Annotated in this window: 10 protein-coding genes; 6 read left to right on the top strand and 4 right to left on the bottom strand. The window is 61.0% G+C overall.

The window, feature by feature from the left end:
* Positions 1–149: 149 nt before the first annotated feature.
* Positions 150–2,843: a hypothetical protein gene (locus tag N2A98_RS18355; protein ID WP_275622472.1), complete on the top strand. Its 2,694-nt coding sequence runs from the start codon at positions 150–152 to the stop codon at positions 2,841–2,843.
* A 57-nt stretch (positions 2,844–2,900) separates the two neighbouring features.
* On the opposite strand, the gene dsbG is transcribed toward N2A98_RS18355, so the two are convergent.
* Genes dsbG through dsbD form a run of 3 tightly spaced genes read right to left on the bottom strand, consistent with a single transcriptional unit; the run spans position 2,901 to position 6,210 of the window.
* Positions 2,901–3,662: a thiol:disulfide interchange protein DsbG gene (dsbG, locus tag N2A98_RS18350; RefSeq protein ID WP_078803553.1), complete on the bottom strand. Its 762-nt coding sequence runs from the start codon at positions 3,660–3,662 to the stop codon at positions 2,901–2,903.
* Complete coding sequence (locus tag N2A98_RS18345; RefSeq protein WP_044274928.1) at positions 3,638–4,483, bottom strand: TlpA disulfide reductase family protein; 846 nt, start codon at positions 4,481–4,483, stop codon at positions 3,638–3,640. The genes dsbG and N2A98_RS18345 overlap by 25 nt, the downstream gene beginning before the upstream one ends.
* A complete protein-coding gene (gene dsbD, locus N2A98_RS18340) occupies positions 4,483–6,210 on the bottom strand; it encodes a protein-disulfide reductase DsbD (RefSeq protein ID WP_044274927.1) in 1,728 nt (575 codons plus the stop codon). The genes N2A98_RS18345 and dsbD overlap by 1 nt, the downstream gene beginning before the upstream one ends.
* Before the next feature lie 175 nt (positions 6,211–6,385).
* Here dsbD and N2A98_RS18335 point away from each other — a divergent pair, with 175 nt between their 5' ends.
* The 5 genes from N2A98_RS18335 to N2A98_RS18315 all read left to right on the top strand — a co-directional run bounded on the left by N2A98_RS18335 (position 6,386) and on the right by N2A98_RS18315 (position 11,667).
* Positions 6,386–7,066, top strand: a complete 681-nt coding sequence (locus N2A98_RS18335) for a response regulator (protein WP_032895992.1) — start codon at positions 6,386–6,388, stop codon at positions 7,064–7,066.
* The gene (locus N2A98_RS18330) at positions 7,066–8,385 is read left to right on the top strand and encodes an ATP-binding protein (protein WP_275622471.1); all 1,320 of its coding nucleotides are present in this window, start codon (positions 7,066–7,068) and stop codon (positions 8,383–8,385) included. The genes N2A98_RS18335 and N2A98_RS18330 overlap by 1 nt, the downstream gene beginning before the upstream one ends.
* 122 nt (positions 8,386–8,507) lie before the next feature.
* On the top strand, positions 8,508–9,275 hold the full coding sequence (locus N2A98_RS18325; RefSeq protein WP_044274926.1) for an N-acetylmuramoyl-L-alanine amidase: 768 nt from the start codon (positions 8,508–8,510) through the stop codon (positions 9,273–9,275).
* Between the two features lie 684 nt (positions 9,276–9,959).
* Positions 9,960–11,360 (top strand): aspartate aminotransferase family protein, encoded by a 1,401-nt coding sequence (locus N2A98_RS18320; RefSeq protein WP_032895994.1) that lies wholly within the window; start codon positions 9,960–9,962, stop codon positions 11,358–11,360.
* Positions 11,361–11,442: 82 nt separating this feature from the next.
* Positions 11,443–11,667, top strand: a complete 225-nt coding sequence (locus N2A98_RS18315; RefSeq protein WP_003192847.1) for an MbtH family protein — start codon at positions 11,443–11,445, stop codon at positions 11,665–11,667.
* 229 nt (positions 11,668–11,896) lie between these two features.
* Here the strand turns inward: N2A98_RS18315 and N2A98_RS18310 are convergent, their stop codons facing one another.
* The gene (locus N2A98_RS18310; protein ID WP_275622470.1) at positions 11,897–13,243 is read right to left on the bottom strand and encodes an amidohydrolase; all 1,347 of its coding nucleotides are present in this window, start codon (positions 13,241–13,243) and stop codon (positions 11,897–11,899) included.

Raw genomic sequence — 13,243 nt, 5'->3', positions numbered from 1 at the left:
CCGTTGGTCGGGCAGCGCCGTTTTTTCAGCGCGAACTGTCAATTCTGACAGTAGGCGGGGGCGAAAAAATAGGACTCACTTAAGGGAGTGCCTTGGCCGGATTGGGCTGGTCGAGGATACCTACCTCTCTTGAACACGGAGTTCTGAAAATGGCCAAGCAAACCTCCACGCGTGAAGCCCCCTCAAATACCGACAATGCGCCAACGCCTTCAATTACGCCACAGCCGCAGGCGCTGGAAGTCGACGCGCCCATCATCTCCAGTGAGCTGTACGGGACGATTACGGCAGAAGCGATGGAGAAGGACTCATACCTGACTGTCGACTCGCGCATGGACAGGTTGGACATCACCATAAAGTTCAGCATAAAGGAGGCGCCAGAGATCCGCTTGAATGATGTTGTTGACTCAAGCGGGCAGCCGGGTGCCAGGGAAATCCTGATTCCGCAGAAATACCTGACCATGTCCATGGGGTACACGCTGGTCGTATGGTACGAGGGCACAGTGAGCGGTAAACCAGCTGTTTCACTGACCAAGGAAGTGGGGGTGACTTTTTACTCGGCAGAACAAAGTAAAGCGCTAGCACCTCGATTAAGAGATGAAAAGGTATTCCAAAATACGCCAACCTATGACATGCACGATCACCAAGGCGATGAGATAGTTGAAATACCTATTCCTCCACTCGCCCAGGTTGGAGATAAAATTTATTGCAGTGTCGTTATTGAGCAATTCAGTGGAAAACCCGTTTTCTATATCGTGGCTTACGGGTATGCATTAACGCTCGAAAATATAGTATCAGGCAAAAAACTTGAATTTCCGATTCCTCGTGGTTGGCTGGCACGTCAGAAGCCACGTTACGAATCAATTACTTGTCAGGCTGCCTGGATCACCAGTGGCGAGGAGCCCCAACCGCCGGCTGAAGTTGAAAATCCTGATGAAGAGACCCGGCTTCCCAGGAACGCTCTTCAAATCCAACATCGTCGTACCGCTGCTTTCATTGGGGATCAAGGCCTGGAGAATTTGCAGCCGCCCCATTTGCGGCAGTCTGCGTTTTTCGATGATAAGTGGTGCCTTAACCCGGAACTCACCAAAAACGGGGGCGATGTGGACGCGCCGCAGCTGGACACTTATGCAGGTGATCAGGTCTGCTTCTATGTCAGCGGGCCCGGCTATGGATCGAAGTTACTGGGTTGTGTGGAGATTAAAAACGATGGGGACCCGGCGTCCGTCAAGTTACCGCGCTGTGTGATTGCTTGTTTCTTTAATAAGCCGATGACGCTGAGCTATACCGTTCAATTTCCTAACCTGATGGGGCCAGAACCACAATCGCCGGAGCGAGTGGTCAATGTATTGATGCCTAGACTTTTTAAGGCGGAGATTGCAGAGGCAACTCACGGTAAGGTCAACCTCAATATTTTCGATGAGGACGCATCGGCGTTTGTTTATTTAGGGGACTATGCCACCTGCTCCGCATATTGCTGGATGTGGGTCACGGGCAAACATGAGGACGGGAGTGACTACCGTTTCGATATTTTGTCCGGGGCCCCCGTCACTGAAGAATGGCATAAAGGGGTAGAAGTATCGGTCTCCAGGCATAAGCTGCAGCAACTGGCCGATTGCAGCGACTTTACGTTGTGCTTTGCCGTGTCGTTCTGCGAGGGTTCCGATCGATTAGAAGCCATTGAGGCTCCGCCGGCGAGTTTCCATGTCATCCAGGAATACCTAGTGTTGCCCGCACCTGAAGTGGACAAGGCTGAGGGCGACGAGTTGGAGCCGTGGAACGCCCAGGATGGCGTTGATGTGGTAGTGAGTTACCAGCGTATGAGTGGCAGGCAAACCATCAAACTCTGCTGGAAGGACGATGAAGGCAATTATTGGCCGGTGGCCCCTCAAAATGGTAACGCAACAGGTACCGTAAGCTTCCATATACCGGTAGACGCGGTGATTGCCGCCATCGGTACCATGGTGGAAATCAGGTACTCAGTGACCACCTCCTGTGGGACTACGACGTCCGAGAGCCTGCCCCTGAAGGTGCTGGTGCCTCACCGTTTACCGACGCCTGTGGTGCGCCAGGCAACACCCGTCGCTACTCAGGACGGTGTCTTGAATCTAAGTACCTTTGCCGGTAACGCCGATATCGACATAGAGAAATGGTGGTTTATCCTGCTGCAGCAAAAAGGCAGGATGCACGCAGAAGGAACGCGGCAAAACGGCAGTCCATATGTGTTTGATGTATATCTGAAAAAACCAGTGACAGATACCAGCGTAGGATTATCAGATATCGTCAGGCGATCTGACTTGGCGGTTTTGAAGAATAACTCTGCGCTGACGTTTACATTTTTTGCCAGGCCCAACCCTCGTTCCGATCAAGGTGTTGAGGTCAAGTTTCCATCGTTAAGGCTGATTGCCCGCTATCAGTACAGAGATTTCACATCGTTTGCAGGCGGCAATCGAAACGGTTGGCTAGACGGAGCGGCATCTCAAGGCGAAAACAGAAGCGCCACGTTCTTTGGCAAGCCTTGCATAGCCAACGGCACGGCTTCCTCGGGCACCGCTGGCGTCATTCTGTACAAAAATCTGACTGGGCTGGAGGTGGGCCGTAGCTATCGCTTCAGTATGCTCGGCTGCACCTATAATGGGGCCGCCCCGTTACCACAGTTATATCTGCGTACTGATGCAGGTAACGTTAGCGCGGTAACAACGTTCACAGCCATGGCATGGAGAGAAATAGCGTTGGTTTTCGTCGCTTCCCGCTCCTCGATGCAGATGCAAATTGTATCTAACGTCGGTTCGGGAGCCAGCGGCAACGACTTCGCGATGACGGATTGTTTGATCGAGGACGTATAGCCTTGATGAAAGCCTGATCGAAAATGCTCCCGCCACATTGGCGGGAGCGTTTTGCGTCTACTGACTGCCCAAAATCTTCACCAACTTATCCGGCGAAGGCGCCCCTTGCTGCTGCTGCAACCCCCCCTTGTCATCCAGATAGAAAATCGCCGGCGTCGCCGATAACTCCAGTTCATCCATCAGCTTCATATTGGCATCAAGCTTGGCCTCAACCTCCGCCGGGATCTTCTCCAAGGCCTTGAGCTTGCTGCCTTTGCCGGCCGCTTCGTGCTCTTGCAGGGCTTTTTGCGGGTCTTTGGCGGCGAGCAGGGCGGCGGATTTTCCGGGGCTGTCTTCGCGAATGATGCCGACCATGATGTGGCGCAACTGCACCTTGCCGGCCTTGACCCACGGGCGGGCCTGTTCCCAGAACATGTTGCAGTACGGGCAGTTGGGGTCGCTGAACAGGTAGACGGTGCGCGGGGCGTTTTTATCGCCGTCCTGGATCCAGCTGCTGTTTTCCATCTTGGCCCAGACTTCCTTGGCCATCGGCGCATACACCAGTTTTTCCAGGGGCGCGGTGCTCAGGTCATTGCCCTGGGCGTCGTACAGGTTGCCGGCGATGACGTTTTTGCCGTCGGCGGTCAAGTACAGGGCCATGCCACGGTTCTGGTACTGGGCGGCGTAGCCGGTGAGGCCGCTGGGGGCATCGAATTTGCCGATGATCTTGGCGCCCTTGGCTTCGATCTGTTTGATCGGGGCCGGCAGGTCTTCGGCCTGGGCCAGCGCAGCGGCTAGCGTCAAAGGCAGCAGGGTCAGCAGGTGGCGGAGGCGAGGCATGTCGGTTTCCTTATCGTGGCGTTGTCGAAGGGTTCCATGGCGCGGGCCAGGCTGGCTTCGGAGAGTTCGCCCAGGTGGCTGTTGATCAGGCGCCCATCGGCTTGGTAGAACAGCGTAGTCGGCAGCGCCATGGAACCCACGGCCTGGCCAAGGCGGCCGCTGGCGTCGAACAGCACGTTGTCCAGGTTCAGGCCCTGGGTGGCCAGGTAGGTGCTGACGCTTTGCATGCTTTCGGCCTGGTTGACGAACAGGAAGGTCACGTCGGGGCGCATGCGCTGGGCGTTTTCCAGCACCGGCATTTCGCGTCGGCACGGCGGGCACCAGGTGGCCCACAGATTGATCACCAGCGGGCCGCCCTGATAGTCCGCCAGTTGCACCACCTCGCCATTGGCGTTGCGCAGGGTGATGTCCGGCAGGCGCGTGCCTTTTTCATACAGGCTCAGGGACAGGCTGGTCATGCCCCAGAACAACAGGCCGGTGATCACCCCGGCGCTGAGGGGCTTGCGCAGGGCTGGGCGACGCCAGCCGTACGCCAGCGTGCCAAGGATCAGCGCGATGATCCCGGGCCAGGCGAGAAAGCCGCCGTCACGCAGGTCGACCATCTCCACCCAGTCGTTGCTGTAATAACTCCAGTACATCAGCACAAAGCTGACCCGGGCGGCGAGCAGGCCCAGCAGGAACAGGCTGAACAGCACCGACTCCGGGTTTTCGCCGCCGCGCTTGGCCACGCGCCAGCCCACCAGGGTGGCGAGAATCAGCGCGCTGATCAGCAGCAGGTGATTCAGGGCGATGGCGAAGGTGCCGATGGTGAGGGTCAGCATCAGAGAGCGTCCCGCGTCTGGGTCCAGCGTTGCAGGAAGGCGGCGGCATCTACTTCGCCGGTGATGCGTTGGGCGCGGCGTTCTTCACCGTCCGGGCCGATCCACACGAAGCTCGGTGGCCCTGGCACTTTGTAGCGGCCCAGCAGCTCGCGGCTGGCGGCGTTGTCAGCGGTGACGTCCAGGCGTAACAGGCGCACGTCTTTGAGCGCGTCCATCACCTCGGGTTTGCCGAACACCTGTTTCTCCATGATCTTGCACGACACGCACCAGTCGGCGTAATAGTCCAACAGCACCCACTGGCCCTGGGCCTTGGCGCTGTCGAGTTGGCTTTGCAATACAGCCGGGTCGCTGACCGTGGTGAAGGCATCGTGAGCGCTGGGTGCAGCGGCGAGCCGCGAGCCGCTGTAGACCTTCAACGGTTGCCACAGCTCATCGCTGCCACCGGCCGCACCCACCACCAGCACCGCGCCCCACAGGCCCAGCACCAGGGAACCGGCGCCGAATACCTTGGCCGCCAGGCCGGACTCACGGGCCAGTGCCCAGCCACAGTACGCCATTACCAGCGCCAAGGCGCCCCACAGGCCGATCCACAGGCTGTCGCCGACCACCGGGCGAATCATCAGCACGGCGGTGCCCAGGAACAGGAAACCGAAGACGCCCTTGAGCACATTCATCCAGGTGCCCGGCTTGGGCAGGAAGCGATTGCCCACGGTCACCAGCAGCAACAGCGGAATGCCGATACCGATGCCCATGGCAAACAGGATCAGGCCACCGTGCAGCGCGTTGCCGCTCTGGGCGATGTACAGCAGGGCGCCAGCCAGGGGCGCGGTCATGCATGGGCCCACCAGCAGGCCGGACAACGCGCCGAGCACACCGGCACCCACCAGGCTGCCACCGCTTTGCTGGCGGCTGACGTTATCGAGGCGGTCGCGCAGGAAGGCGGGCAGTTGCAATTCAAAGAAGCCGAACATCGGCAGGGCGAGCAGCACGAACAACGCTGCAAAGCTGCCGAGGATCCACGGCGTTTGCAAAAGCGCGGCGAGGTTGGCGCCGAGCAACGCGGCCATCACCCCCAGGGCGGCATACACCAGCGCCATGCACACCACGTAGCTGCCGGCCAGGGCAAAGCCACGGCGCGGGCTGGCGCCACTGCCCACCACCAGGCCGGCGAGGATCGGCAGCATCGGCAACGAGCAAGGCGCAAACGCCAACAGCAGGCCCAGGCCGAAGAACACCAGCAGGCTCCACCCCAGGCTGCGCTGCTGCAGGCCGCTGGCCAGGCTTTGATCCTGGGCCTGCGCGGTGGCGGCGACGGCCGGGTTGCCGCCCAGGTCCACGGTGATCGACTGCGGCGGATAGCACAGGCCCGCATCGGCGCAGCCCTGCCAGCCGAGCTTGACCTGGCCGGTGGTGCCAGCGGGGATCTTCACTTCCAGGCCCTGGCGATACACTTGCTGCTCGCCAAAGAACTCGTCGCTATGGGCTTCACCCTCGGGCAGCACGGGCTTTTCGGCCAGGCCGTCGAACTTCATGCGCTGCTGGTACAGGTAGTAACCGTCGGCAATCTGCCAGAACAGCTGGGTTTCGCCGCTTTCAAGACGTTCGGAGGTAAAGGCGAAGGCTTTGCCCACCGGGAGGAAGTCGGGTTTGGTTTCGAAGGGGCTGCCCGGCGCTGCCTGGGCGAATCCCGCGAACAACACCAGCAGAAAGGTAAACAGATGCCGCATGGTCAAGCCTTAGTTCGATGCAAGTGAGGCACACAATGTGTGGCGTTGATTAACCGATGATTAACCGCCGCTATTCTAGAGTGTAGGGATTATCCGGTGTTGCGAACTTTAACGGCATAATGCGCGCTTAATCCGTGACTTTTCTAATCGCGCCATCATTCATGAAGGGTTAACCATGCACGTACTGGTCTGTGAAGACGACGAACTGATCGCCAGTGGCATTGTGGCCGGCCTGACCGCCCAGGGCTTTACCGTGGAACGCGTGGCCACGGCCTCGGCTGCGCGGGCGATGCTCAAGGCCGCCGCCTTCGACATCATGGTGCTCGACCTTGGCTTGCCCGACGAAGACGGCCTCAAGCTGCTGCAACAACAGCGCAGCCAGGGGTTGGAGATTCCGGTGCTGATCCTCACCGCGCGGGACTCGGTGACCAACCGCGTCGATGGCCTGCAAGCTGGCGCCGACGACTACCTGCTCAAGCCCTTCGACCTGCGCGAACTCGCCGCGCGCCTGCAAACCCTGCTGCGCCGGGTGGCGGGGCGCAGCGTCAACCTGATCGAACATGGCCGCCTGGCCTACGACCCCAGCAGCCGCGAGACCTTCCTCGGCGGCCAGCCGGTGGACCTGTCCCGGCGCGAACAGGCGTTGTTGCAGGCGCTGTTGCACAACAAGGGCCGCGTACTGTCCAGCGAACAGCTCAAAGACAGCGTCTACGGCTTCAGCGACGAACTGGAAAGCAACGCGCTCAACGTGCATATCCACCACCTGCGGCGCAAGTTGGGCAACGGCATCGTCGAAACCGTCAGGGGGCTGGGCTATCGCCTGGGCACGGCTGATGGGGGAGAAAACACCCCGTGATGAGCTTGCGTCTGCGCCTGACGTTCAAGCTGGGCGCCGCTTTTGTACTGATCTGGGTGCTGGCGGCTGCCTGGATGCTCAACGATTTGCGCAACCAGATGATGTTTTCCCTCGACCAGCGCCTGGTGGCTTCGGCGCGCATGGTGGCCGGGCTCACCGAGCAGATGCCGGGCCTGGCCAGCGTCAGCGGGGGCGCGCATTTGCGCACTGAACAGTTGAATGTGCCGGGCGGCATGGCCTGCCAGGTCAGTTCCTTGCGCGGCGAGATCCTGGCGCGCAGCCATACTACGCCTGAGGAAGGGCTGGAGTCGCGCCGCAGCGGTTTTCGCGACCAGATCATCGACGGCGTGGGCTGGCGCAGTTTTACCCTGTCCCGTGGCGACTTGCTGATCACCACCGCCGACCGCCAGGTGGAGCGCGAGGCCCTGAACCTGTCGATCCTGCTGGCGGCGTCGGTGCCGGTCGGCGTGGCGTTGCTGGGCTGCCTGTGCCTGCTGTGGCTGGGCATCGGCCAGAGCCTGGTGCCGCTCAACCGTATGCGTGACGCGCTGATGCGGCGCAGTGCCGATTCCCTCGAACCCTTGCAGATTCACCCGTTGCCCAGCGAACTCAAACCGTTGCTCGACACCCAGAACCAACTGCTGCAACGCATCGCCAAGACCATCGAGCGCGAACGTCGCCTGACCGGTGACGCCGCCCATGAACTGCGCAGCCCGTTGACCGCGATCAAGACCCACCTGCAAGTCGCACGCATGACCGAGGGGGCGGCCCGCGACCAGTCCCTGGCGCACGCCGAGGAGGGCGCCGACCGCTTGCATCGCACCCTGGAGCAACTGCTGTTGCTGGCGCGGGTGGAGGGCAGCCTGTCGTTTGATGATGGCCTGCAATCGAGTGCAGAGGAAGTCGCCAGGTTGGCGATCCAGGATGCCAACGCCGGTGACAATTCACGCATCGATCTGATCCTGGCGCCGGATCTTTCCCCTGTTCCAGTGGCAATGCCCGTGGGCCTGGCCGTCGCGGCCTTGCGTAACCTGCTGGACAACGCCTTGCGCCATACCCCGGTCGATACCCGCGTGGAACTGCAGGTGTTTTCTACCCCGGATAACGTGGTGTTCCGCGTGCGTGACCATGGCCAGCAGATCTCCAGCGAAGACCTGCAATACCTCACCCAACGTTTCTGGCGCAATGGCAGCAGCGAAGGCTGTGGCTTGGGCTTGGCGATTGTCCAGGCGATCGTGCAGCGCTGCTCCTGCTCGTTGCATTTTGACAGCCAGCCCGACGGCATGCGGGTCGACCTGGGTATGCCATTGCGGCGCTGAACTGACTTTTCACGTGGCAAATAATTACCGCCCGCCTGAAGCTCAAGCCTTCAGGATGGCGGTAATTTTTTTGCGCTTGAACGGGCCGAATGAGTCGGCCTGAATTGAAAAGGACCGTTCTTATGTTGGTGATCGACACCAGTTTCCCCGCCAGGGATTTCAACGACCGCCGCGGCGAAACCGTGCAACAGGTGGTTGTGCACTACACCGCTTCGCCCTTTGCTTGCTCACTACGCACCCTCACCCAAGATGGCGTCAGCGCCCACTATCTGTTGCCCGACCCCGATGAATCCAGCTACCGCGCTGCCGGTTATGAAGAGCTGCGGGTGTTTCGCCTGGTGGACGAGGGTCAGCGCGCCTGGCATGCAGGCGTGAGCTATTGGGCGGGGAAGGCCGACCTCAACAGCCGCTCGATGGGCATTGAAATCGTCAACCTGGCGCGCGATGACGCGGGCGTCTTTACCTTTCCTGAATATGCACCGGCGCAGGTTGATGTATTGATTGAATTGCTTCGCGACCTGCTGGAACGCTATCCGCAGGTCGGCCCTACTGACTGGCTCGGGCATTCGGACGTGGCCTACTGGCGCAAGAGCGACCCAGGGCCTCGGCTGCCGTGGCGGGTGCTGCATGAAGCCGGCATCGGGGCCTGGTTTGATGAGTCGACCCGGGCGATGTACCAGCGCCGCTTTTGTCTCGGCTTGCCGCCGGAAGTGGAAGTGGAGCGGGCGTTTCAGCGGTATGGCTACAAGCCCGCGCAGAATCGCCGGGCCTTTGAGCAGCGCACCCGAGCGTTCCAGATGCACTTTCGGCCACGGGATTATTGTGGGTTCCTGGATGCAGAGACTTGCGCGATCTTGTATGCACTGAACGAAAAGTACCGTGGGATTTGATGCCGAGCACTGTTCAAATGTGGGTCCCCATGTGGGAGAGGGCTTGCCCCCGTGACGGCCTGACAGCCGACGTCGATCAAACTGTGGGAGCTGGCTTGCCTGCGATGACGGCCTGCCAGCCGACGCCTATCTCTCTGACACCCCGCAATCAAACTGTGGGAGCGGGCTTGCTCGCGAAGGCGGCCTGGCAGTCAACACAGTTGGACCGGGTACATATCCGTTATTTAGGTAACGGCCACCTAGGGTTCCGCCCTGACGGCGGCTCACTTTCGAAAAGCGCGAAAGTAAGCAAAGCGCTCTTGCCCCACCACTCGGCACCTCGCTTAGGCTCGGTGTGCCCGTAATCCGCCAGTGATTTGGGGGGCCGCCGCCACGCGCCATCCATGGCGCGGGGCGGCTAAACCGGCATCCCTGCCGGTTTACCCCCCAAATCCCTGTCGAATTCCGGCCAGCGTGGTTTAACGGGGCGCCTGAGATCAAAAGCAGATCAAGAGCGGCTCGCTTCGCATCGTGGTTACCGGTGGCTGCGGCGAACTGCACAGTCGGTAAATATCCGACCAACCTCCTAAATCCCCATGCATCTGAAGCGTCTCCACAACAGGAAATCCGTGCGCATGCCCTTGGGCCAGACGCCAACGGATCGGCAGTTTGGTCACGATCATCAGCGTATTGAGGGATCCAGAGATGTCAGTCGCTACCAGCCGTATCGAAGACGCCCCGGTGCAGGCCGCGGAAACGCTCTATCAGTTTGACGAAAGCCCGCTGCTGGCCCGTCAGCGCCAGCAGGAATCCAACGCCCGCAGTTACCCACGGCGCATTCCCCTGGCGCTCAAGCGCGCCAAGGGCATTTATGTGGAAGACGTTGAGGGGCGCCGGTTCATCGATTGCCTGGCCGGTGCCGGCACCCTGGCGCTGGGGCATAACCACCCGGTGGTGATCCAGGCCATCCAGCAAGTGTTGAGCGACGAACTGCCCCTGCACACCCTGGACCTGACTACGCCGGTCAAGGATCAATTCGTGCAGGACCTGTTCGGTTTGCTGCCTTCGGAGCTGGCGCGGGAAGCCAAAATCCAGTTCTGCGGCCCCACCGGCACCGATGCGGTGGAAGCCGCGTTGAAGCTGGTGCGCACCGCCACCGGGCGCAGCACTGTGCTGTCGTTCCAGGGCGGCTATCACGGCATGAGCCAGGGCGCGCTGAGTTTGATGGGCAGCCTGGGGCCGAAGAAGCCCTTGGGCGCCTTGCTCGGCAATGGCGTGCAATTCCTGCCCTTCCCGTATGACTACCGTTGCCCGTTCGGCCTGGGTGGCGCTGAGGGTGTGCGGGTCAACCTGCATTATCTGGAAAACCTGCTCAACGATCCGGAAGCCGGCGTGTTGCTGCCGGCGGCGGTGATTGTCGAAGTGGTCCAGGGTGAGGGCGGTGTGATCCCGGCGGACCTCGACTGGCTGCGTGGCCTGCGCCGTATCACCGCGCAAGCGGGGGTGGCGTTGATCGTTGATGAAATCCAGAGTGGCTTTGGGCGTACCGGCAAAATGTTTGCCTTCGAACACGCTGGCATCATCCCGGATGTGGTGGTCATGTCCAAAGCCATTGGCGGCAGCCTGCCACTGGCGGTGGTGGTGTACCGCGACTGGCTCGACACCTGGCTGCCGGGTGCCCATGCCGGGACCTTCCGCGGCAATCAAATGGCGATGGCGGCGGGCTCGGCGGTGATGCGCTACCTCAAGGATCACGACCTGGCAGGCCATGCGGCGGCCATGGGCGAGCGCCTCGGTGAACACCTGCGCCTCCTGCAGCGCGACTTCCCGCACCTGGGGGATATCCGTGGGCGTGGGCTGATGCTGGGGGTGGAGCTGGTAGACCCGACGGGCACGCCTGACAGTCAGGGCCACCCACCGGTGCATCGCCAGTTGGCACCGCTGGTGCAGCGCGAATGCCTCAAGCGCGGGCTGATCCTGGAACTGGGCGGGCGCCATGGCAGTGTGGTGCGCTTTTTGCCGCCGCTGGTGATCACCGCTGGCGAAGTCGACCAGGTGGCCGAGATTTTCGGGCGCGCCTTGGCAGCGGCCGTGGCCAGCGTCTAATTTTCCAGGCCCTTGGTACGTTTCTATAGATATCAGTGCTGCGCGTGGTGCGCAGCCAGCCTTTGAGCGACGGAGAACAGCAATGACCTCAGTATTTGACCGCGACGACATCCTCTTTCAGGTAGTGGTCAACCATGAAGAACAGTATTCGATCTGGCCCGACTACAAGGCCGTGCCAGAAGGCTGGCGCACCGTGGGCAAGAGCGGCATGAAGAAAGAATGCCTGGCCTACATCGAGGAAGTGTGGACCGACATGCGCCCGTTGAGCCTGCGCCAGAAAATGGATGGCGCGGCCCTCGCCAACTGATTCACCTGGGTTCAAATGTGGGAGGGGGCTTGCCCTAATGCCGATCAGTCAAGCGAACGCAATGCTTAAAGCCGCGAAGATCAAATGTGGGAGCGGGCTTGCTCGCGAAAGCGCGATACCAGTCACTGGATGCGCTGACTGACCCACCGCATTCGCGAGCAAGCCCGCTCCCACACGGGATCTGCGTTTAACTGACAGGCATCAGGGAAGTCCGCTCCCACATCAAGCATTACAGGGGGGTGTGGGTGTAGAGGTAGTCCGTCGCCAACGACGCCAGCGTTCTCACGCCCACCACCAATGCCGACTCATCCACAAAGAACCCAGGGTTGTGATTCGGCGCCGCCTTGCTCATGTCCTGGTCCCGTGGGGTCACCCCCAGGAACACAAACAACCCCGGCGCCTCCTTGGCATAGAACGAGAAGTCTTCGGCGCCACCTACCAATGGGCCTTGCACCACATCATCCTGAGCCGCCCAGCGCAGGCTCGGCAGCATTTTCTCGGTCAACGCCGGGTTGTTGATGGTGGGGTCGTACTTCTCGATGATCGTCACTTCGGCCTTGGCGCCACCGCTTTCGGCGATTTTCTCTACGGTTTGACGCACGTCTGCATGCAGCTTCTGGCGAATGCCGTAGTCGTAGGAGCGAATGGTGCCGCTCATGTCCAACGACTCGGGGATGATGTTGTAGCGGGTGCCACCGTTGATGGTGCCGATGCTCACCACGGAAGGGAATGACGAAATATCGGTGCGGCGGCTGACCACGGTCTGCAGGCCGACAATGGTTTGCGCGCCGACGGTGATCGGGTCGATACCGTCCCAGGGGCGGCCGGCGTGGGTCTGTTTGCCGAGGATTTTGATGCGCAGGTCATCGGAGCTGGCCAGGGTCGGGCCCGGGCGGTAGGCGATTTGCCCGGCAGGCACACCGGCCCACACATGCAGGCCGAACACCGCGTCAGGCTTGGGCGCTTTCATCACGCCTTCCTGCACCATCATCTTTGCGCCCCAAGTGTTCTTGCCGTCGGGGATAAAGTCGCTGGGGCCTTCTTCGGCCGGTTGGAAGTAAAACACCACGGTGCCGGGCAGGCGCTCGCTCATTCCCGTAAGAATCTTCGCAGTGCTCAGCAGGATGGCGGTATGGGCGTCGTGGCCGCAGGCGTGCATCACGTCGACTTCCTTGCCCAGGTAGGTGCCCTTGGCTTTGGAGGCGAAGGGCAGGTCGGCGACTTCCTTGACCGGCAGCGCATCCATGTCGGCGCGCAGGGCCACGGTCGGGCCGGGCAGGGCGCCTTTCAAGATGGCGACGACGCCGGTGCGGGCCACCCCGGTCTTCACCTCAAGGCCGAGTTCGCGCAACTGTTTGGCGACCAGCTCGGCGGTGCGGGTTTCGGTATTGCCCAGTTCGGGGTGGGCGTGGATATCGCGGCGGGTTTCCAACAGGCTGGGTTCGAGGATTTTCGCCTGGGCGGCAATTTCCTCCCGGGCACTGTCCTGGCCGCTGCTGGCGGCAATCACGGCACTGCTTGCGACCGCGCCGAGCAACCCCAAAACCCATTGGTGTGTCAGACCGTTCATACGCAT

The sequence above is a fragment of the Pseudomonas sp. FJ2-5-13 genome (assembly GCF_029201605.1).
In the GTDB taxonomy this organism is placed as follows: domain Bacteria; phylum Pseudomonadota; class Gammaproteobacteria; order Pseudomonadales; family Pseudomonadaceae; genus Aquipseudomonas; species Aquipseudomonas lactis.
This window is presented reverse-complemented; position numbering and strand designations above follow the sequence as displayed.